The following is a 21181-nucleotide window of genomic DNA, read 5'->3' on the forward strand; positions in this document are numbered from 1 at the left end:
GCCGTCACTTGTCGCCCTTGGCGTCCTTGTCGTCGTCCACGATCTCGGCGTCGACGACGTCGTCCTGCGCGTCGGAGGCACCGGCCGCGCCGGCACCACCCTCGGCACCGGCACCCGCGGCGCCCTCGGCACCGGGCTGCGAGTACAGGGCGGACCCCATCTTCTGGGACTCGGTGGCGAGCTTCTCCATCGAGGACTTGATCGCCTCGTGGTCGGTGCCCTTCAGCGCCTCCTGGGTCTCACCCAGGGCGGCGTTCACCGCGTCCTTCACGTCGGAGGGGAGCTTCTCGTCGTTCTCCTTGACGAACTTCTCCGTCTGGTAGACGAGGGTCTCCGCCTGGTTGCGGGTCTCCGCCTCCTCGCGACGCTTGGCGTCCTCCTCGGCGTGCGCCTCGGCCTCCTTGACCATGCGGTCGATGTCGTCCTTGGACAGGGCCGACCCGCCGGTGATCGTCATCTCCTGGCTCTTGCCGGTGCCCATGTCCTTGGCGGACACGTTGACGATGCCGTTGGCGTCGATGTCGAAGGAGACCTCGATCTGCGGGACGCCGCGCGGCGCCGGCGCGATGCCGGTCAGCTCGAACATGCCGAGCTTCTTGTTGTACGCGGCGATCTCGCGCTCGCCCTGGAAGACCTGGATCTGCACCGACGGCTGGTTGTCGTCCGCGGTGGAGAAGATCTCCGAGCGCTTGGTCGGGATCGTGGTGTTCTTCTCGATCAGCTTGGTCATGACGCCGCCCTTGGTCTCGATGCCCAGGGACAGCGGGGTGACGTCGAGCAGCAGGACGTCCTTGACCTCACCGCGGAGCACACCGGCCTGCAACGCGGCACCGGCGGCGACGACCTCGTCCGGGTTGACGCCCTTGTTGGGCTCCTTGCCGCCGGTCAGCTCCTTGACGAGCTCGGTGACGGCGGGCATCCGGGTGGAGCCACCGACGAGCACGACGTGGTCGATCTGGTTCACCGAGATGCCGGCGTCCTTGATGACCTGGTTGAACGGGTTGCGGGTGCGGTCCAGGAGGTCCTGGGTGACCCGCTGGAACTCCGCGCGGGACAGCGTCTCGTCCAGGAACAGCGGGTTCTTGTCCGAGTCGACCGTGATGTAGGGCAGGTTGATGCTGGTCGACGAGGAGCTGGACAGCTCGATCTTCGCCTTCTCGGCGGCCTCGCGGAGCCGCTGCATCGCCATCTTGTCCTTGGTCAGGTCGATGCCCTGGGAGGACTTGAACTTGTCGACGAGCCAGCTGACGACCCGCTCGTCCCAGTCGTCACCACCGAGGTGGTTGTCGCCGTTGGTGGCCTTGACCTCGACCACGCCCTCGGCGATCTCCAGCAGGGACACGTCGAACGTGCCGCCACCCAGGTCGAAGACCAGGATGGTCTGCTCCTTGTCGCCCTTGTCGAGGCCGTAGGCCAGCGCGGCCGCGGTCGGCTCGTTGACGATCCGGAGCACGTTCAGACCGGCGATCTGGCCGGCCTCCTTGGTCGCCTGGCGCTGCGCGTCCTCGAAGTACGCGGGCACCGTGATGACGGCGTCGGTGACCTCGTCGCCCAGGTAGGCCTCGGCGTCCCGCTTCAGCTTCTGCAGGACGCGGGCGCTGATCTCCTGCGCCGCGAAGGTCTTGCCGTCGATCTCCGACGTCTTCCAGTCCGTGCCGATGTGACGCTTGACCGAGCGGAACGTGCGGTCGGAGTTGGTGACCGCCTGGTTCTTCGCCGACTGACCGGTGAGGACCTCGCCGTTGCGCGCGAACGCGACGATCGACGGAGTGGTGCGGGCACCCTCCGAGTTCGCGATCACCGTCGGCTCGCCACCCTCGAGGACGGCGACGACGGAGTTGGTGGTCCCGAGGTCGATACCGACCGTACGAGCCATGGTGACTGCCTCCGAGATGTGTGGGGTGTGAGTGCGTCCGGCTCAAGTTGTACCAGGCCGGGGAGCGCCTCGTGCATCGCCCTTGAGTGGGTCCTGCTCAACTTGCTCTCATGGGGGTCAACGGGCGACCCGGAAGACTTGTTCCCGGGGGACTCAACTTTTATCCACGACGTTCGCGGGTGCTCCGAACGGCCGTCGACGGGGGTGGGGCGGGCTAGCCTGTGGGCCGCTCGTTCGTCCTCGGAGGATCACCGTGCTCGGACCCGCTCCGCGTGGGGCAGCCGTCGCCGCAGTGCTCATCGGCCTCACGCTTCCGCTCGTCGGGTGCCGGTCGGCACCGAACTCCGGGGATCCGATGGCCGCGGCGCCCCTGCCTCCACGACCAGCAGCCGTCGACGTCAGCGGACGCCAACCGTGCGACCTCGTCGATGACGCCCGGCGCGCCGAGCTCGACCTGGACGCAGGGCGGCCCGGCGAGGTGACGATCGACGGCAAGCCATCGCCCACATGCACTTATCTGGGACGCACCCCGAAGATCGACTCCAGCGTCCAGTTCCTGCCGGTTCCCGCTGCCGAACTGGCCCGGGCTCCGGGGGTGACGTTCGATTCGCTGGCCGGGTACTGGATGGTGCGGTCGTCCGACCGATCCGAGACCTTTCCGGGGTGCGACATCGTCGTGGACATCGCCGACGACACATCCCTGCGGACGCAGTCCCAGGCTCTGGCGACGAACCTCCGCGACGCAGGTCTGACGGACAGCTCCCTGTGTGACCGCTCCCAGGAGCTGGCGGACGCGGTGCTCGCTGAGCTCACAGCGCGCTGATGCCGCGTCGACCCGGGGAGTTCGCGTGCGTGAACGCCTTCGTCGAAAGGGCCGTCGTGGATCGGCGACGTCTCTAACGTTCGCCCATGTCTCCCGGGCCGTCCGCTTCCTCTCCGGCTGATCCCATCCTGCTGAGTCAGATCTCTCCCGCCACCGTGCTGCAGGTCGGCGAGACCCTCAATCGTCAGATCGACGACATGCGATCGGCGCTGATCACTGCACGCACCCGCCGGGTCGAGCGATGTGGAACCGATCCCATCTCGGAACTCGCCACTCCGGCGTTCGACGACAAGTACCAGCACATCCTCGAAGTTCACGCAGCCCACCAGGACGAACTCGAGCAAGCCGTCCGGGGCCTTCGTCTCGTGGCGGAGTCCTACCAGCTGAACGAGACCGACATCGAGAAGTCGTTCGGCCCGAAGGCCACAGGCGATTCGTGATGGCCTTCCACCAGCAGTTCAACTTCGCTGCCAGGACCCTCCAGGAGAAATACGCCTGGGTGGTCGGGAAACCCGGCTCGACAGCGGTCGCCGACGCCGCAGCCGCACTCCGCACCGCGGACGCCGAGCTGCGCTCCGCATCGGACGAGGCCCGGAAACGCATGGCCGAGCTGGGCATCTCCTGGCAGGGCCCCGCCGCGGCCGCCGCCCAGCAGTCCCTCGACGGCATCACCACCTCGATGATGTGCACCGCCCCCGTCACCGCGAACGGCGCGACCCAGCTGGACGCCTACGGGCAGTCCTTCGACCGCGCCCAGGCCGCCATCGCCGCCCTGGATCCCACCCCGCCGGGCATCTTCACCAGCGGTGTCCGCAACCTCCACCTGCTGGCGAGCACCCCGTTGACCGGGCTGAGCGCCACCGTCGCCGACTACGTCACCTCGCTCGAACGCGACCAGCGGCACAGCGAGGAGGCCGACCGCGTCCTCCAGGAGCATCTCGACACGGCGTCGGCGATCGACGACCGCTTCCGCACCGTCGACCCGGGGTCGGCCGCGACGCCCACCGGTGCGGGAGGTCCGGCGCCGGGCTCGGCCGGGGCCGGCGGTCACGGCCCGGCGGGTGTCGGGGCCGGCGGCGGAGCCACCCCTCTCGGCGGAGGCGGTCCGGGAACCGGCGTCCCGGACCAGCCGGGCGGCGGGCCCCGCCCCGGACCGGACGGCGTCGGTGCTCACGGCGGGCCGGGGACCGAGGGATCGGGGTTCGTCGGATCGGGCCCCGGCACGCCGGACGTCGGGAGAACCGCGGGGCCCGGTGGTCCCGGGACCACCGGCGACGGCGTGGCCGACCGGGACCGCGGCACCGGGCTCCCCGGGCCGGTCGACGTCGTCGCACCCCAGCACCTCGACCCGACGACCACGCCCGCCCCGGACCCGTACCGGCCGGCGGCGGCCCCGGGCCCGTACCCGACGACGACACCGGGCCCCGACCCGCTCGCCGCCCGCGTCGACCTCGGACGCCGGTTCGGCGAACGGACCCGGGCCCAGCCGCTCGTCCCGCCGTCGGCCCCTGGTCCCGGGTACGGCGACCGGCTCCCCGGCGGCACGGGATCCGGTGGCGCGCGCCTGCACGAGCAGTTCGGTCCCGGCGCCCGGACCGCCGAGCCGGCCTGGTCCGCCCGCCCCGGCGAGAGCACCGGACGCGGCGGCGCCCCCGGCGGCTACGGCCCGGTGGCCGGCGGCGCGGGCAGCCGCGACACCCGGGACCACCGCAACCGCTACGTCGTCCCCACCGACGAGGTGTTCGACATCGAGATCGCCGCGACCGACGCCGTCCTGGCCCCCGAGGAGCCCCACCGATGATCGACTGGAACCGCGCCACCGTCCTCACCGCCGCCGAGTTCGACGTCGCCCGGGACCTGCTCGACCTCGGTCGCAACCCCGCGGTCCTGGAGCTGCTCAGCCCCGGGTTCACCGACGTCGAGCGGGCCCGTGTCGTGCGGGGGTGTCTCGACACCCTCGCCGCACGCGGCCTGTTCACCGGCACCGCGTTCGAGCCGGGCCTGGTCGGCGACCTGCGCACGGTCGTCGCACCGGAGTTCCAGCACGACCTCGTGGTCGCACCGCCGTCGTGGCAGCGGGCGCTGGTCGCGCGGCGGGCCGGGCGCGCGGTGCTGGCCACCCGGATCGGCGACGACGTCGCGCTGGTCCGCGTCCCGCCCGACGACGCGTCGGCCGTCCTGGTCGAGCTGCTCGGCGAGGTCGTACCCGGCCCCGGGGCCGGGGTGCGGATCCCCGTCGCGGTGCTGGGCGAGGCCGCCGAGCGCGCCGACGGCGATCCCGACCGGCTCGTCCACGAGCTCCTGCGGCGGGGCTGCAGCGGGACCGAGGCCGAGATGCTGCGGCGGATGGGGCAGGTCGAGGGCGTCGCCCAGCTCGGCGCCGGCCGGAAGGGACCCGACCCGTGCCGCGCGCCGGGCGTCCTCCTGGTGCACGCCACCACGGACGGCTGTTACGTCCAGCGGCGCCCGACCCCGGACGTCGTCGGCGGCCCGCTCCCCGACGACGCCGTCGTGCACGCCGGTCCGGCCGACGCCGCGTACCTGGTCCGTGAGCTGGACCGGCTCGCCGACGCGGCGCAGCGCCGTCGCGCGCCGGTCGGGACGCACCGGGCCTGGTGAGGGGGCCGGGAACTCGCTCACCGGGTGAGCGGATCCGCAGGGGAGGTGTCCCTGCCGCACGCCGAGATGCAGCTCAGCGGCCTGTGGAGATCGACGATTCCCGCTGAGGTGCATCTCGGCGACACCCCCGCGCACCGGGCCGGACCCGACCGGTGCGAGCAGCAAGCGGCGACGCGGGGCGCGGTCAGCGCAGGACGACGGTCCCCCGCGGCACCTGCCCCGCCGACGCCGGCGGCACGGTGTCGGGCACCTCCCACCCGGACGGGCAGCGACCCGGGGACGACGCGGTCGTCGGCGTCGCGGTACTCGAGGTCGCCGTCGGGCCCCAGCTCGGTGACGTAGCCGTGTGTGGCGAGCTGGGCGTCGTCGAGCTCGGTCAACGGTTCGGCCCGCACCGCGGACACGGCGTACTCCGGCCAGTCGACGCCGGGGTAGGCGTCGTGCAGGTCGGTGAGCAGACCGACGAAGACCTGCTGCCAGCGCAGCGGCATCGACTGGGCCAGTGACCGCGGCACGACGAGGTGGTCCGGGCAGGCACCGGGCGCCGCGGAGTCGAGATAGTCCGAGAGCGGGGAGCGCATGTCGCCCATGATGGCGCCTCGACCCCGCTCAGGCGGGGTTCGGCGTGGTCCCCGGCCGGGTGGCGAGCGGGACGAGATCGGAGAACTCCCACGACACCGGCTGCACGCGGACGGGGAAGTTGCGGTTCGGCGCCTCGACCATCTTGCCGTCGCCCAGGTACATCATCACGTGGTAGATCGTGGTCGGGTCCGAGGTGTCGTGCGCGTAGAAGAGGAAGTCGCCCGGCTGCATGTCCCGGACCGGCAGGTGGCCGCCGGAGTTGTACTGGTCGCGCGACACCCGCGGGATCGTGACGCCGGCCGCCCGGTACGACGCCTGCAGCAGGCTGGAGCAGTCCCAGGAGTCCGGTCCGGTCGCGCCCCACACGTAGGGCTTGCCGAGCTCGCCGAGCGCGAAGCCGATCGCGGCCCCGGCGACGCCCGGGGGCAGCGCGCCGGTCGTACCGGGGGCGCAGCCCGTCGGGTTGGCGACGTCGCCGATGTTCTCGACCAGCGACGCGGCCAGGCCCTCCCACTTGGCGTAGGCGTCGGGGAAGGCCGAGCGCTGCACGGTCTGCGCGGCCTTGGTGACCGGCATCGAGTCCCAGCCCGGCACCTCCATCAGCCGTTCGTAGAAGATGCGGCTGCTGTAGGCGGGGTCGGTGACCTGCGCGGGGGTGCCCCACCCCTGCGACGGCCGCTGCTGGAACAGCCCGAGCGAGTCCCGGTCGCCGTAGTCGATGTTGCGGAGCGTCGACTCCTGCATCGCGGTGGCCAGCGCGATCAGCCACGCCTTCGGCGGGAGCTGCATGTCCTTGGCGACCGAGATGATCGCGGCGGCGTTCTGCCTCTGCTCGTCGGACAGCGTCTCGAAGGTGGCTCCCCCGCCGCCACGGCCGACCGTCGCGGTCGAGATCCCGGTGTCGCACCAGGCCGCGTTCGACCGGCCGCCGCCGAGGTTGGGGCTGAACGCGAGGAAGCCGACGGTCAGGAACAGCACCAGCGCCATCCCGATCGCGAGGAACGGCAGCAGCAGCCGCAGCGGCCGCAGCGCACGCGTCAGCGGGGTGCTCATGCCCGGTCGTAGCGGGACACCTTCCAGCCCGCCTCGGTGTCGACGACCAGGATCCGCAGGGTCAGCGTGTCGGTCGGCACGGTGACCTCGATGCTCTTCGGCGCGACCCGGGTCGGGGTCGCGGGCCCGGTGACCCGGGAGGCGGGCACGTTCGACGGGTCGACGCCCGCGAGCACGCCGAGGAACTCGTCGGTCGTGTACGGCCGCAGCCCGGCGACCCACTGCTGGGAGGTCATCCCGTCGGGATGGTTCACCCAGGCCGCCGCCCACACCCGCGCCGTCTCCAGCGCCTGCCGCGGGGCCTGCGACACCGGCAGCGCCTCGGGGGTCAGCTCGGGCACCGGCGGCAGCAGCGTCGGGGTGGGCGTCGCGGAGACGCCGGACGACCCGCTGTCCCACCGGTTGCCGCCGGAGCCGCCCCCGGCGATCAGGCCGCCGGACGCCGCCCCGCCGGAACCGCCGAGCGAGACCAGCCCGAACACGAGCCCGCCCAGGACCACCACCGTCACGGCGAGCCGGGCGGGGGAGCGCAGCGGCCACTGCCACACCGCGCGGTAGGCGCCGGCGCGGCCGCGGGAGGACCTAATCGGCACGGTCGCCGCCGGTGCGGGCCGCCCGCGGGCGGTAGATCTTGTAGACGGGCACGCCGTCGACGAGCTCCGGGCTCACCGGGGTCGGGTCGCCGGGGCGGCGGGGCCCCGCGTCGTCGCGGCGGTAGATGGAGCGGTCGTCGACCTCGCCGGGGTCGACCCGCGTGGCGAACCCGGTGTCGGGCCGCCCGGACGCCCCGACCGGCAGCGCCCCGCGGCGCGGCTCGGCGATCCGGGCCGCCTGGGGCGAGGACACGTCCGGTGCCGCGCGACGACGGACCCGGGCCCCCGGCCCGGCCGCGGTCTCGGCCTCCGGTCGCGCCGCGCCCGGGTCGCCGGACCCGCCGGGGCCGCCGCGCTCGGACCACCAGCGGGACTGGCGCTCGTCGGCGTCGTCCGGGCCGCGCATCCGGTTCCACACCCGCGACACCGGGCCGCCGTTGATGCCGGGGACGATCCCGCCGAACTGCTCACGGGTCAGTGTCACCATCGACACCAGCCGCCGGAACGGCCGCGCGACCGCCCACAGCACGAGCGTGACCACGCCGGTCACCAGCAGCGCGAGCCACAGGTCGACCCCGGACCCTGGGGCGAACAGCGACACGACCAGCAGCGCGTGCAGTCCGGCCAGCGCCCCGACGACGAGGGTGTTCACGATCGCGGCGCCACCGATGCGCAGGATCGCCGGGATGACGTCCGGTTTCAGCAGCGCGACGACGGCGATCGCCGGCGCCGTCACCACCATCAGCCGGATGATCAGCAGTGCGACCAGCACCAGGACCTTGGACAGCAGCTGGAACAGCGCGATGCACGCGGCCTGGATCAGCGCGAGCGTCCCGGCCCCGATCCGGCTGCCGGAGGCCCCGGTGAAGTACAGGTAGCGGTCCCCCATGCGGTCGGCGAGCGCGGCGTACTCGCCCTTCTTGCGCTCCGCCGTCTCGGACGTGTCCTGGCCCTGGTCGATCTCGTCGATGGTGAACGCCTGCGCCCGCAGCAGGTCCCGGCCCAGCTCCTGGGCCTGCGGGACGTCCGGCGCGCCGAACGTGCCGCGCAGCCAGTTCTGGTAGGCGACCTGGTCGACGAGCACCGTCGGGAGGGTGTCGCGGGTGCCCAGCCCGACCTGGCCGAGGAAGCCCTCCTGCATCTGCGTGACGCCGTCGAGCAGCAGGTTGTCCGCGGCGCGGGACCAGTCGACCGGTGCGAGGTAGGCGGCGGAGCCGAGCATCAGCGCGAGTACGGCGATGCCGGTGCGCTGGGCCTGGCGCGCGAGCTCCCCGCGCATCGCCAGCAGCAGCACGATGATCGCGAAGCCGAGCAGGCCGAGGCCCACCCAGGTGGTGAACACGGTCTCGTACATCGCCCGGGTCGCGGTGGTGATGACCTGGTCGAGCGGCGCGAACAACGACCCGCCGTCGGCGATGAGGTAGTGCGCCCAGTTCACCCCACCGACGGTCAGCTTCGCCAGGTTGAAGACCTGGTTGCCCAACCAGGTGTCGGTGGTGACCGACGGGTTCAGCACTCCCGACGTGGCGCAGCCCAGGTCGTAGTTGTGCCAGACGAGCCCGGCGTAGCCGACCTCCTCGTAGACGCTGCCGGCCTCCCCGTGCAGCGCCGAGGGCCGGTCCAGCGAGCCGACCAGCCCGGTGCCGGGGCGGTCCGGTTCCGGCGGGGACTTGCAGTCCAGCGCCTGCGCCATGGCCGGCGAGCCGAGCAGCAGCGTGCCGCCGGCGATCGCGGTGACCACCAGGACCGCCGTCCGACGACGACGGCGGCGGGTCACCCCGGGCGTCTGCGGCGTACGGCGGCGGGTCCTCCGCACCGACACGACGACGGCCGCGAGCAGCACGCCCAGGACGACCCAGACGCCTGCGCCGCCGGACGGGTCGAGGCCCGCCGTCACCGTCCGTCCCCGTCGGGGGGAGCGGCCGCGGGGTGGCCGTTCGTGGCCGCCGTCCCCTTCGACGGGCCGGTGCCGTTCGTGGGGGCGGCGCCGTCCGTGGAGGCGGTGCCGTTCGCGGAGGCGGTGCCGTTGCCGGAGGCGGTGCCGTTCGCGGAGGCGGTGCCGTCCACGGGGGCGGGCTCGTCGACCACCCAGTCGTCGTCGAGCTCGTCGAGCAGGTCGAGCTGCTCGTCGTCGTAGAGCTCCGCGCGGCCGACGGCGGCGTCGGTCGCGGCGACCGACACGACCTGCACCCCACCGGCACGGATCCCGCCGGCCAGGACCGGGTCGTCGTCGCCGGGGCCGATCCGGGTGTCGGTACGCAGGTCGATCTCGTCGCCGTCGAGGTCGGGCAGCACCACGGGGGCGGGGGCGCGCCGGGCGGGCAGCGGGCTCGGCTCGTCGGGTGCGGTCATCTCGGGATGCCCGGGCGCGGTGATCGCCGGGCCACCCGGCGGGCGCGGGGCGACGACGCGGGCGGCGTCGGGGTTGGTGTCGAGCGCCTCGCGGACGTGCTCCAGGTGCGGTGCCTCCAGGTCGATGCGGACCTTCTCCACGCCGCCGTGGCCGTCGGCGAAGACGAACTGGCGGGGCGCGTCGTCGGGCCGGTCGTCGTGGCGGGGGCGCGGGGACAGGGTCCCGAGCATCTCCTCGTAGCCGACGTCGGTGGGCACGCGCAGCAGCCGCAGCGCCTCGGACTGGGCCTCCTCGTCGTCGGTGCGGCCGACGAACACGGCGTTGACCAGCGACGCGAAGCCCGAGACCCGCAGCAGGTCACCGGCCAGCTGGGAGGCGAACAGGGCGCGGACGTTGAACTTGCGGGAGTCGCGGGCGAGGCGGTCGATGAGCACCTTGCCGGTGGGCACCTGGGACAGGAAGTGCGTCTCGTCGAGCGCGACGCCCTTGCGCAGGTTGCGGTCGGCGTCGTAGATCGTGCGCTGGGTCAGCCAGGACGCCAGGTTCAGCAGCTCGACGCCGAGCGACTCGTTGTCGGTCCACTCCTCGCGCGGACTGCCCGGGCGCGGCAGCGACAGTCCCTGCATCGTCAGCACGGTGAGCCGGTAGTCCCGGTCGGCCTGCCAGGGGTCGGCCCGGGTCTCGTCGGGGAACAGCAGCGCGGCCTGCGGCAGCTCGCGCCGCTCGTCGAGGAAGTCCGCGACGACACCGGCGTGGTCCTCGCCCTCACCGGCGTGCCGGCGCAGCGCGTCGATGACCATGCCCGGGTGCCGGTCGGGCGAGCCGCCGACCTCGCGGACCGCGCGAAGCAGCACGATCCGGGTGTGGGGCTGGCGGGCGATCTCGTAGGGCAGCAGCCCGGACAGCACGTCGAGCACCAGCCGACGGCGGGTGGCCGCGGCCAGCGAGCGCTCCCGCTTCCAGGCGCGCTCGGGGTCCTCGTCGTCGAGGAAGTGGTCCGGCCGCGGCTCGGCGACCACCCGGTACGGGTTGAGGATGCCGGGGTCGGCGCGGAGCAGGTTGATGTGCCGGGAGAACGGCGCCAGCTCCGGCAGCCGGGTCAGCTCGGCCAGCGGCCCGGACGGGTCGAGCACCGTCCAGCGGGCCCCGGCGCGCAACGTCTTGTAGACGACCAGCCCGGTCAGGAACGACTTGCCCGAGCCCAGCCCGCCGACGATCGCGGTGAGCCCGGACGCGCGTCGCACCTCCTGGGCGAGCCACGGGTCCCAGGCCACCGGACGCCGGGTCGCGGTGCAGGTCTCGCCGAGCATGATTCCGCGCCGGTCGCCGACGCTGGCCGTCGCGGCCGGGACCGCGGCGGCCGCCCAGGTGACCGACCCGCGTCGCCGGTAGGCCGTCGCGGCCAGCGGCTCGCCGGGGATGAACTCGCGGGCGTAGCGGTACTGCGCCTCGGGGTGCTCGATCTGCACCTTGGGCCGGTACAGGTCGACGACCTGCTGGGCGCGGGTGGTGGCCTCGGCCTCGTCGCGGCCCGAGACGGCGATCCGCCACCAGCCGTAGAGACGGGTGTTGAGCTGGGTGAGCCCGGTGGTGAGCTCGTCCTCGACCTCCAGGACCCGGTCGGCCTGCCGCGCGAGCGACATCGGCGGGTCGAGGTCGTGGTCGTGGGTGTAGTGCCGGATCTGGCTGCGCACCTTGCCCATCTGGCGCTGCAGCTCGCCGGTGACGTCCTCCGGTCGGCGCACGTAGATCCGCGCGGACCACTCCACCGGGAACGGCAGCCGGTCGGAGTGCTGCATCCACGGGTCGTCGATCTCGGGGATCCGCAGACCCTCCATCAGCCCGACGCTCAGCACCGCGACGTTGCGGGTGACGGTCTGGCTGCGCATCCGCCCGACGACCTGCACCGTCGGCGCGTAGGGCTCCTGGTGCAGGTCGACGCCCTCGGTGAACGCGGCGAGGTCCTCCGGCTCCCAGGTCGACACCCCGCGCGGCACCGAGGAGAGCCCGCGCGGGGCGGGCAGCCCGAGGGCGACCGAGCGGTGCATCAGCCAGGCCATGTCCTCCGCGCTCGCGGGGACGGCGTCGAGACCGGACCCGGCGACGAGCACGTCCAGGTGGTTGATCTCGGTCTCCAGCGCGGCGAGCTCGGCCTTGACCGCGGAGGGCACGAGGCGGTCCAGGACGGGCGCGGCGCGCTCCACCCAGCGGTCGATCAGCCCGCGGCCGGAGACCTCGATGCCGAGGAAGACCTCCTTGTCCGCCATCGACAGCCCCATCAGGTGGCGCTGCTCGCCCTCCAGGAACCCGTCCCAGCCCAGGGCGCCGGGCACGTCGGGCATACGGCCGATCGCGTTCTGGTCGAACGACTCCGCCCACATGTGCACCGGGTAGGGCCGGGTCGTGACGCGCAGGTGCAGCCAGCGCCCCTGCAGCTCGCCGAGCTGCGCGGCGATCTGGCGGATCAGGACCTCGCGCTGGTTGTCGCTGCGGAAGCTCCACGCCTGCGCCGCGAGCCGGTACCAGGCCATGACCTGCCCGTTGGTACGCGTGATGTGCCCGTCGATCGAGCGCAGCGCGATCGACGGGGTGTAGTCCGAACCGCCCTCGCCGGCACGGGCCCGGCCGCGCCGGGCCTTCGGCCGGGGGGTCCGCTCAGGTGCGGCCACGGTGGCCACTCCGGCGCCACGGGTCGGGACGGGGGGTGCGCGCGGGCACGCTCGCGCCGCGACCGCTGCCACCGCCGCGGGCCCGGCGGAAACGGCTCCGGCGCGGCGCGCTGCCCGGCTCCGGCAGTGGCGGGACCACGCGCGCGGGTGCGGCGACCGGCGCCTCGAGCCCCGGGACCACCGGAGCGGTGGTGGCGGGCGTGTCCACGACGGCGTCCACGGTGACCGGCGGCTGCGTCCCCGCGGCGTCGATCCGGGTGCGCTGCACGGTGGACAGCGCGGGGGTCCGGCCACCGGCCGACGGGACGCCGGGGTGGGCACGGGTGGTGTGGACGCGGACGTGCCCCGCGCGGACCGAGCCGCCCGCGGCCTTCCGGCCGGCCCGCGGCCCCGTCACCTCGGCCCAGAACTGGCCGAGGACCTGGCCCAGCGGCCGCTCGTAGTCGATCTTCTTGCCGAGCAGGCGGGTGATCGCGACGGTGCCGACGAGCGCCCAGGCCACGGAGAAGAAGTCCAGGCCGATACCGAGCCGGCGCTGGACGAACATGATCAGCATCATGACGAGGAGTCCGACGCCGTAGCTGACGTAGCGGGCGCGCCAGGGGAAGGTGGCCCGTGGCGGCCCGAGCCAGACGGCGTCGACGCGGTAGACCTCGTCGTCCGTGCGAACGAGCACGGATCAGCCCGGGGTCACGAGCAGGTTGGCCAGCGCCTGTCCGATGGCCGGACCGCTGCCGGTCACGGCGATGCCCAGTGCGATCAGACCCACCAGCAGTCCGATGCTGCGCCGGGCCACGCCGGCGTTGTCACCACGACCACCGATCCACAGCAGGATGACGGCGATCGCGAGCAGGATCAGCGGCACGATGTTGTTCGTGATCCAGTCACGGAGGTTGACCGTGGTCAGCTGTCCGCCCTGGGCGAGTACCAGCTGGATCGCCTCGTACGAGGTCTTCACAGCTCCTCCTTGCGGCAGTCCGCTTGTCCCGGTCGCTCCCGCAGGCGAGTAGACCACGAGACCCGTACGGGATCCTAGGGGCTGAGCCACCCGGCCCACCGGTGCGCCACGCTGCGCGATCGGGTCGACACGGTCGGACCAGCGCCGATCGGGCGTGACTCGTGTCTCCCCGCGGGACCGGCCCCGGTCCGAGATGTCATGGTCGTCCTTGGCTACTGTTCGGTAACAAGCACGACCCGACCATGACGGGGTCGGGCGACCCCAGGCCGGGCGCACTACCCTTCGCCCGACCGTCGTCGCACCCCACCACACCAGTGCGGCGACGAGGTCCGAGGAGGCACTGCGATGGAGAGGCCCGCCCGGTCCCGGCGGCACGGTACTCCGTGCGCCCCCGACCGCGCCCTCGCCGACGCGCGCCACCGGACCGGTTCATCGTTTCCCGTCCCGATCCGTCACGGCAGCACCACGCTCCGGCAGGGACCGCTGGGTGTTCAACAGGGAGGTTCCTCCAGATGACCTGGGTGCAGTACACGCTCGGCATCGTCACCGTGCTGTCGGCGATCGTCGCCGTGGCCCTCGTCGCGATGACCGTGACCCGGATGGTGAAGATCATCCGGCTCGGTGAGTCCGACCCGACGCGCACCGGCCCGTTCGGGCCGCGGTTCGCGACGATGCTCAAGGAGACCCTGGGTCACACCAGGATGCTCAAGTGGACCAAGGTGGGCATCGTCCACTGGCTGGTCATGGTCGGATTCGGCGGCCTGTTCCTGGCGCTGGTCGAGGCCTTCGTCGAGGTCTGGAACCCGACCTTCCACCTGCCGCTGATCGGGCAGTGGTCGGTGTACTCGCTGTTCGTCGAGATCCTCGGCGTCGGCACGGTCGTCGGCATCGCCGCGCTGATCGTCATCCGCCAGGCGAACAACCCGAACCGGCAGGGCCGGATGTCGCGGTTCTACGGCTCGAACATGGGCCGCGCCTACTTCGTCGAGGCGATCGTGTTCCTCGAGGGCCTGGGCATCCTGGTGGTGCGCGGCGCGAAGATCTCCCTGGGCGCGTTCGACGTGCCGGTCTGGTCCGCCCCGGTCTCCTACGCGCTGTCCGCGGTCCTGCCCGCCTCGACCACGCTGGTCACCGTCTTCGCCGCGGTGAAGGTGCTGTCCGCGACGGTCTGGCTGATCGTCATCGCGCTCACCCCGACGATGGGTGTGGCCTGGCACCGGTTCACCGCGTTCCCGAACATCTACTTCAAGCGCAACGACGACGGCTACAAGGCCCTCGGCGCGACCCGGCCGATGATGTCGAACGGCAAGCCGCTGGACCTGGAGGAGGCCGACCCCGACACCGACACCTTCGGCGTCGGCAAGGTCGAGGACTTCACCTGGAAGGGCCTGCTCGACTTCACCACCTGCACCGAGTGCGGCCGCTGCCAGTCGCAGTGCCCCGCGTGGAACACCGAGAAGCCGCTGTCGCCGAAGCTGCTGGTCAACGCCCTGCGCGACCACGCCTACGAGAAGGCCCCCTACCTGCTCGCCGGCGGCAGCCGCGACATGGCGGGCGACGAGGTCGGCATCACCGGCGAGGGCGCCGAGGAGCGGCTCAAGGCCATCCCGGTCGACGCCCTGGAGGCCGCGGGCCGGCCGCTGGTCGGCGGTGAGGACGTCCTCGGAGTCATCGACCCCGACATCCTGTGGTCCTGCACCACCTGCGGCGCGTGCGTCGAGCAGTGCCCGGTCGACATCGAGCACGTCGACCACATCATCGACATGCGCCGCTACCAGGTCCTCATCGAGACCGAGTTCCCCACCGAGCTCAACTCGCTGTTCAAGAACCTGGAGAACAAGGGCAACCCCTGGGGCCAGAACGCCAAGGACCGCCTCGAGTGGACCAAGGGCCTCGACTTCGAGGTCCCGGTCGTCGAGAGCGAGCTGGACGCCGAGACCGAGTACCTGTTCTGGATCGGCTGCGCCGGCGCGTTCGACGACGGCCAGAAGAAGACCGTCCGGGCCACCGCGGAGCTGCTGCACCGCGCCGGGGTGAACTTCGCCGTCCTCGGCTCGGGGGAGACCTGCACCGGTGACCCCGCGCGCCGCGCGGGCAACGAGTTCGTGTTCCAGATGCTCGCCCAGCAGAACGTCGAGACCCTCAACACCGTGTTCGAGGGCCGCGAGGCCGGCACCCGCAAGATCGTCACGACCTGCCCGCACTGCCTCAACACCCTGGGCCGGGAGTACCCCCAGCTCGACGGGCACTACGAGGTCGTGCACCACACCCAGCTGCTCAACAAGCTGGTGCGGGACAAGAAGCTGGTCCCGGTGTCGGCCCCGGCGGGCGAGGAGACCGGCCCGGTCACCTACCACGACCCCTGCTACCTCGGGCGGCACAACGAGGTCTACGAGGAGCCCCGCGCGCTGATCAACGCGACCGGAGCGGCCGGGACGACCACGCTCACCGAGATGCCGCGGCACGGCGACCGGTCGATGTGCTGCGGTGCCGGTGGCGCCCGGATGTGGATGGAGGAGCGCATCGGCAAGCGCATCAACTTCACCCGCGCCGAGGAGGCCGCCGAGACCCTCACCGAGGCCGGTGGCGGCTCGGAGCCGTCCGGCACGCTGGCGGTCGGCTGCCCGTTCTGCCGCACGATGATGACCGACGGCGTGAACCAGACCGCCGGTGAGGCCGTGCAGGTCCAGGACGTCTCGCAGATGCTGCTCACCGCGGTGAAGCGGGGCGACGCCCCTGCCGACACCGCGCCGGAGCCGCAGCCCGAGACCGAGGGCCAGAGCGCGCCGACCACCGACGCCCCGGGGACCGCCACCCCGGCCGCCGAGGTGGCCGACGAGGCCGCGAAGCAGGACCCGACCCCGGCCGGCTCGGACGGCGCGTCGAGCACCGGCACCCCGGCGTCGTCGGGGAACGGCACGGCGATCGGGTCGAGCAACGGGTCGTCGCCGGAGGAGGCGACACCGGAGCGCTCGAACGAGAACTGACCCACCACCGACGACGGCCGGGTACCCCGCAGGGGGTGCCCGGCCGTCGTCGTGTGCGGCTCAGCAGGGGGTGAAGGAGCTGACCTGGAACGTCGCCGGGGTGGTGCGGGTGAGGACGACGCGGCCGAGCTGCGGTGCGGCCGCGCCCCACGCCGAGCCGCAGGCGTCGACGGCGGTGGTGGCGCCGACCGCCACGTCCGGGTCCGGACGCCGGTCCGGGACGGTGACCTGTGCCCCGGCGGGCATCCGCCCGTGCAGGACGGCGACGGCGTCCTCGCAGGCCGCCGCACCGGTCGCGGCGCGGAGCTGGTCGAGCGCGGCGGGTTGGACGAGCCGGCAGACCCGGGCCGGGTTCGGCGAGGCGACCCCGGTGTCCAGCGAGACGAGCGCGAGCTGCGGGCGGGCGACGCCGAGGTCGCTGCGGAACTGTGCGCCGGCCTGCGCGTCGACGCGGGCCTGGTCCTGCCGGATCTCGGCCGAGCGGAACGAGTACCCGACCCCGGACACCACCAGGAGCACCACGCCGGCGGCGAGCACCGTCCAGCGCGGCAGCAGCAGCGCCCCGGCGACGATCACCCCCACCGACAGGGCCAGCGCCCACGCCCACGGGTTCTCCCGGGTGCCGTTCACCAGGGCCGCGACGAGCACGACCCCGGCGACGTGCGGTGCCCACCCCTGAAGCAGCCGGTCCAGCCGCAGCAGGGCCAGCAGGACCAGGGTGCCGAACCCGAGGCCGACCGGGACCCACCAGCGGCCCGGGTCGTCGAGGAAGGGCAGGAGCAGGATCGCGGCACCCGCGAGACCGAGCGCGGTGGCACCGCGGACGGTGCGGGGGCGCAGGCGGCGCCACGGGGCCCAGGGGTCCCGGTCCGCCGTCCCGCGGTCCGCCTGTGGCGGGTCCGCGGGTGCGGGTGCGGTCCGGCGGGTGAGGGCGCGTGAGCCGGGGTCGGGTTCCGGGGGGGCCACGGGGGACACGACGAGCTCGGTACCGGGGTCCGGCGGGGTGGCGGGCTCGGAACGGCCCGCGCCCTCACCGGCCGCGGTCTCGCCAGCGGCGCCGGGCGCGGGTGTGCCGGGGGTGGGGACGCCACGCCCGGTCGGGTCGGGAGCGGCGTCGTCGTACCGGGGTGGGGTGGCGCGGCGGACGCCGCGGTCGGGGCGACCACTCCGACGGCGGCCGGTGGCCCACGGGTCCGGGGAGCTGCGGTCGGCGTCCATCACCGCCCAGCGTAGCGGCGGTGCACGCCCCCGCGGGCGCGCTCAGGCGGCGAAGAACGCGTTCATCCCCGGCTCGTCGGACAGGAAGGTCTCGATCCCGACGATCCGGTCGCCCCCGATCCGGCACACGGTGGCGAGGTGCTCGTCGAGCACCCGGTCCCCGCGGCGGGCCGTGTTGTGCAGCCCGAGCGCGACGTGTTCGGCGCTCACCAGGATGTGCTCGAGCGCGAAGTCCACCCCGTAGGACGCGATCAGCGCCGCACGTTCGAGCACCGCGTCGGCGCCGTCGACCCGACCCGAGACCGCGTTGTCGCCCGGCAGGGTCCAGGAGACCTCCGGATCGAGGATCGCCCGCAGCCGGTCGTGGTCCCCGGTGGTGAGGGCGGTGTGGAACTCGGTCGCGATGTGCCGACGGATGTCCATGACTCCTCCAATAGTTCGACTCTATTCGAACTATAAGAGGGTCGATCGGTCTCCACCAGATGACGGCCGCCACATCAGTTCGACTGTAGTCGTACTATGGGGGCGTGCAGGAGAACCCGCCCCCGGCCGCCGACGAGCTGCGCATCGAGACCGTGATCGCAGCACTCGACCACCCCGTGCGGATGCGCGTCGTCCGCACACTCGCCGCACTCGGCGAGGACGAGACGCTCACCTGCCAGGAGATCCTGCCGGACATGACCAAGAGCAGCGCGAGTCACCACTGGCGGACGCTGCGGGAATCGGGCGTGATCGAGCAGCGCCGCGACGGAAGGGTGCTGCGCACCCGGCTGCGGCGCGTCGACCTCGACGCGAGGTTCCCCGGGCTCGTGGCGGCCGTGGTCGCCGGGTGAGTTCAGGCCCGCCGGGTGTCGGTGCGGTGGAAGTTGCGGAACGCGCGCGACGGCGTCGGGCCCCGCTGCCCCTGGTAGCGCGACCCGACGCCCTCGGTGCCGTAGGGCCGTTCGGCCGGGCTGGACAGCCGGAACAGGCACAGCTGCCCGATCTTCATCCCCGGCCACAGCGTGATCGGCAGGTTCGCCACGTTGGACAGCTCGAGCGTGATGTGCCCGGTGAAGCCCGGGTCGATGAACCCGGCCGTGGAGTGGGTCAGCAGACCCAGACGGCCGAGCGAGCTCTTGCCCTCCAGGCGACCGGCCAGGTCGTCGGGCAGCCCGACCCTCTCGAACGTGGAGCCCAGCACGAACTCGCCGGGGTGCAGCACGAACGACTCGCCGTCCGGCGTCTCCACCGGGGTCGTCAGCTCGTCCTGCTGCCGGGAGGGGTCGATGTGGGTGTAGCGCGAGTTCTGGAAGACGCGGAAGTACCGGTCCAGCCGGACGTCGACGCTGGACGGCTGGAGCATCTCGACGTCCCACGGGTCGAGCACGAGCCGGCCGGACTCGATGTCCTTGCGCAGGTCACCGTCGGAGAGCAGCACTCCGACACCCTATCCAGGGCCCGCGGTCACGCCTCGGAGGACTCCTCGGAGTCCGACTCCACCCCGCCGGGGCTGTGCCGGCCGCCGCCGCCGAGGTCGTCGGGCAGCTGCGGCGAGCGGGTCAGCCCGAACATCCAGGCGACGGCCTGCTCGGCGCGGGCGGCCTCGAAGCCGTCCGACGCGGCGGCGCGGCGCCCGTGGTCGCCGTCGAGCACCTGCGCGACGGCGGCGGCCGCGTCGTGCGCGGCGATGCTGCGGATCGAGTCGCCGGGCTGCGGCACGTTCGGCCCGTCGACCAGGACCGCGAGGGTGCCGAGACCGGGTGCGTCGACGACGAGCTCGTGGTCGTCGCTGACCAGGACGGTCGCCGCGGTGAGCACGGCCAGCTGGTCGGGCAGCGCCGGCTCGGCCACGACCGTCACCCGCGGGTGGCTCCCGAGCGACTGCGCCGTCTCCCCGGCGGCGACCGCACCGAACAGCACGATCTCGATCCGCGGGTACCGCTCCAGCAGGTCCGCGATCCCGCGCAGCACCGGCGACGACGAGGCCCTCGCCAGGTCGACGACGATCAGCCTGCGGTGCTGGTCGTGCACCCGCTCCAGCGCGTCGACACAGCCCTGGTGCCGGGGGCCGGGCAGCGAGTTGATCGTGTCGCCGATCGTCAGCACGTTCGGGCCGAGCGGGCTGCCCAGCGCGGAGCCGCTGGTGGTGAGGAACAGCGACGCGAGCTGGCCGATGACCCGCCGGTGCGCCTCCTGCGGGAACGGGCACAACAGGTCGTCGGTACCCATGCCGGCCTGCATGTGCACGATCGGGATCCGCCGCCAGAACGCGACCGTCGCCGCGACCTCGGCCGCCAGCCCACCACCGTGCACCAGCACCGCGGACGGGTCCTGGTCGACGAGCAGCTGGTCGAGCCGGGTGAACAGCGCCGCGGCGACGTCGGCCATGCCGGGCCCGGTCTCCAGCGGCAGCAGGATCGTGATGTCGGTGGGGACACCGAGTGCCTCGAACGCCTCGTGGACGGACATCGGGTCCGGCCCGGTGGCGACGGTGATCCCACGGATGCGGTCCGCCGCCGCGACGGCACCGGCGACCGGGGCGAGCCGGGCGACCTCGGGACGGCTGCCGGCGATGAGCAGGACGTCGTGCTCGTGGTCGGGGGGGAACCCGGACACGTCGCCCGACGTCGGGTCGAACACCGTCATCGCAGTCGCCTTCCGGCCGAGGTCTGACCGACGGTGACGAGTGTGCGCGGAGCGGGCGGCCGGGTCGAGACACGCGCGCCCGGTGGTCGGATCGTGCGACGACCGGGCAGGGGAGGTCCGTGACAGGTACGCGGATCGTGGTGCTAGGGTGATCTCACGCCATGCGGATGTAGTTCAATGGTAGAACATCAGCTTCCCAAGCTGAATACGCGGGTTCGATTCCCGTCATCCGCTCAGAACACGAAGGCCCAGGTCAGCGGCAGGTCTCCCGCCGAGCCTGGGCCTTCGTCGTCTCCGGGGAACGGTCCCTCGCGCCATTCCCGTGCGACGAGGGTCCGCGACCAGTGGCGTGTGGCGCTCGCCGTGCGGCCTCACGATTACCGGTTGTGGAGCGCAGACGGCCGTGGAGTGCACTCCGGACTCCACAACCGGTGATCATGGAGTCAGAGCGCGGGCGGTACGTCCCGGAGGGTGACCCACCAGGTCGCGACCCCGGCCCCGGTGAGCAACGGGACGAGCACCAGCACCGCGGGGCCGGCGAACACTGCGACCACGCCCAGCGCGATCGCCGCGGTCCCCGCGCCGAGGCCGCTGGCCACGGCCAGCGCCGTCGCCCGCTCGCCGACCGGTTCCCCGGCCACCCAGGACAGGGTGCGGGCCACCCCGGCGACGACCACCGCCAGCACGATCCCCACGACCACCGCGGCCGGCGGCAGCGCGGCACCCGCCGCGAGCACGACCGGGATCGCGAGCGCGGTGAGGACGGCGGACAGCAGGGCACGCAGGGAGCGCCGCAGCGGCGGGACGGGGGGTGTCACGTCT

19 protein-coding genes and 1 tRNA gene are annotated in these 21181 nt (G+C 73.0%); 7 read left to right on the top strand and 13 right to left on the bottom strand.

The window, feature by feature from the left end; all coding sequences use genetic code 11:
• Window positions 1-4 precede the first annotated feature (4 nt).
• The gene (gene dnaK, locus MTO91_RS26190; protein WP_476653119.1) at window positions 5-1876 is read right to left on the bottom strand and encodes a molecular chaperone DnaK; all 1872 of its coding nucleotides are present in this window, start codon (window positions 1874-1876) and stop codon (window positions 5-7) included.
• A gap of 292 nt (window positions 1877-2168) precedes the next feature.
• On the opposite strand from dnaK, the gene MTO91_RS26195 reads away from it, so the two are divergent.
• From MTO91_RS26195 to MTO91_RS26210, 4 genes are all read left to right on the top strand, one after another.
• Window positions 2169-2699, top strand: a complete 531-nt coding sequence (locus MTO91_RS26195; RefSeq protein ID WP_476653120.1) for a DUF3558 family protein — start codon at window positions 2169-2171, stop codon at window positions 2697-2699.
• A gap of 86 nt (window positions 2700-2785) precedes the next feature.
• On the top strand, window positions 2786-3139 hold the full coding sequence (locus MTO91_RS26200; RefSeq protein ID WP_476653121.1) for a PE domain-containing protein: 354 nt from the start codon (window positions 2786-2788) through the stop codon (window positions 3137-3139).
• The gene (locus tag MTO91_RS26205) at window positions 3139-4500 is read left to right on the top strand and encodes a PPE domain-containing protein (RefSeq protein ID WP_476653123.1); all 1362 of its coding nucleotides are present in this window, start codon (window positions 3139-3141) and stop codon (window positions 4498-4500) included. Before MTO91_RS26200 ends, MTO91_RS26205 begins: the two co-directional genes overlap by 1 nt.
• Window positions 4497-5318, top strand: a complete 822-nt coding sequence (locus MTO91_RS26210) for an ESX secretion-associated protein EspG (protein ID WP_476653124.1) — start codon at window positions 4497-4499, stop codon at window positions 5316-5318. The genes MTO91_RS26205 and MTO91_RS26210 overlap by 4 nt, the downstream gene beginning before the upstream one ends.
• 17 nt (window positions 5319-5335) lie before the next feature.
• Here MTO91_RS26210 and MTO91_RS26215 read toward each other — a convergent pair whose 3' ends face one another.
• The 7 genes from MTO91_RS26215 to MTO91_RS26245 are packed head-to-tail and all read right to left on the bottom strand — an operon-like array spanning window position 5336 to window position 13526.
• Window positions 5336-5899 (bottom strand): hypothetical protein, encoded by a 564-nt coding sequence (locus MTO91_RS26215; protein ID WP_476653126.1) that lies wholly within the window; start codon window positions 5897-5899, stop codon window positions 5336-5338.
• Between the two features lie 28 nt (window positions 5900-5927).
• Complete coding sequence (locus MTO91_RS26220; protein WP_062398829.1) at window positions 5928-6953, bottom strand: C40 family peptidase; 1026 nt, start codon at window positions 6951-6953, stop codon at window positions 5928-5930.
• Window positions 6950-7546 carry a hypothetical protein gene (locus tag MTO91_RS26225; RefSeq protein ID WP_062398831.1) on the bottom strand — a complete coding sequence of 199 codons (597 nt, stop codon included), beginning with the start codon at window positions 7544-7546 and terminating at the stop codon, window positions 6950-6952. Before MTO91_RS26225 ends, MTO91_RS26220 begins: the two co-directional genes overlap by 4 nt.
• Window positions 7536-9443, bottom strand: coding sequence for a hypothetical protein (locus MTO91_RS26230; RefSeq protein WP_476653127.1), 1908 nt, complete (start codon window positions 9441-9443; stop codon window positions 7536-7538). Before MTO91_RS26230 ends, MTO91_RS26225 begins: the two co-directional genes overlap by 11 nt.
• Entirely contained in the window at window positions 9440-12568 is a 3129-nt protein-coding gene (locus MTO91_RS26235) for an ATP-binding protein (protein WP_405420904.1), read from the bottom strand. The genes MTO91_RS26230 and MTO91_RS26235 overlap by 4 nt, the downstream gene beginning before the upstream one ends.
• Window positions 12555-13244: a hypothetical protein gene (locus MTO91_RS26240; RefSeq protein WP_405420901.1), complete on the bottom strand. Its 690-nt coding sequence runs from the start codon at window positions 13242-13244 to the stop codon at window positions 12555-12557. The genes MTO91_RS26235 and MTO91_RS26240 overlap by 14 nt, the downstream gene beginning before the upstream one ends.
• Window positions 13245-13247: 3 nt before the next feature.
• On the bottom strand, window positions 13248-13526 hold the full coding sequence (locus MTO91_RS26245; RefSeq protein ID WP_020622502.1) for a hypothetical protein: 279 nt from the start codon (window positions 13524-13526) through the stop codon (window positions 13248-13250).
• 512 nt (window positions 13527-14038) lie between these two features.
• On the opposite strand from MTO91_RS26245, the gene MTO91_RS26250 reads away from it, so the two are divergent.
• Window positions 14039-16513 (top strand): heterodisulfide reductase-related iron-sulfur binding cluster, encoded by a 2475-nt coding sequence (locus MTO91_RS26250; RefSeq protein ID WP_405420898.1) that lies wholly within the window; start codon window positions 14039-14041, stop codon window positions 16511-16513.
• A gap of 60 nt (window positions 16514-16573) precedes the next feature.
• Here MTO91_RS26250 and MTO91_RS26255 read toward each other — a convergent pair whose 3' ends face one another.
• Together MTO91_RS26255 and MTO91_RS26260 are read right to left on the bottom strand one after the other, a co-directional pair.
• Window positions 16574-17731, bottom strand: coding sequence for a hypothetical protein (locus tag MTO91_RS26255; RefSeq protein ID WP_405420896.1), 1158 nt, complete (start codon window positions 17729-17731; stop codon window positions 16574-16576).
• A 42-nt stretch (window positions 17732-17773) separates the two neighbouring features.
• Window positions 17774-18154, bottom strand: coding sequence for a nuclear transport factor 2 family protein (locus MTO91_RS26260; protein ID WP_405420894.1), 381 nt, complete (start codon window positions 18152-18154; stop codon window positions 17774-17776).
• Between the two features lie 104 nt (window positions 18155-18258).
• Between MTO91_RS26260 and MTO91_RS26265 the strand changes: the two genes are divergently transcribed.
• Entirely contained in the window at window positions 18259-18564 is a 306-nt protein-coding gene (locus tag MTO91_RS26265) for an ArsR/SmtB family transcription factor (protein ID WP_062398839.1), read from the top strand.
• Between the two features lie 2 nt (window positions 18565-18566).
• Here MTO91_RS26265 and dcd read toward each other — a convergent pair whose 3' ends face one another.
• Together dcd and MTO91_RS26275 are read right to left on the bottom strand one after the other, a co-directional pair.
• Complete coding sequence (dcd, locus tag MTO91_RS26270; RefSeq protein WP_405420891.1) at window positions 18567-19151, bottom strand: dCTP deaminase; 585 nt, start codon at window positions 19149-19151, stop codon at window positions 18567-18569.
• Between the two features lie 26 nt (window positions 19152-19177).
• A complete protein-coding gene (locus tag MTO91_RS26275; RefSeq protein WP_476653130.1) occupies window positions 19178-20359 on the bottom strand; it encodes a UDP-N-acetylglucosamine 2-epimerase in 1182 nt (393 codons plus the stop codon).
• A gap of 163 nt (window positions 20360-20522) precedes the next feature.
• Here MTO91_RS26275 and MTO91_RS26280 point away from each other — a divergent pair.
• Window positions 20523-20593, top strand: a tRNA-Gly gene (locus tag MTO91_RS26280).
• Window positions 20594-20802: 209 nt separating this feature from the next.
• Here the strand turns inward: MTO91_RS26280 and MTO91_RS26285 are convergent.
• The gene (locus MTO91_RS26285; RefSeq protein ID WP_476653131.1) at window positions 20803-21177 is read right to left on the bottom strand and encodes a hypothetical protein; all 375 of its coding nucleotides are present in this window, start codon (window positions 21175-21177) and stop codon (window positions 20803-20805) included.
• Window positions 21178-21181: the final 4 nt, after the last annotated feature.

The sequence above is a fragment of the Pseudonocardia sp. 2-7 genome (genome assembly GCF_056341085.1).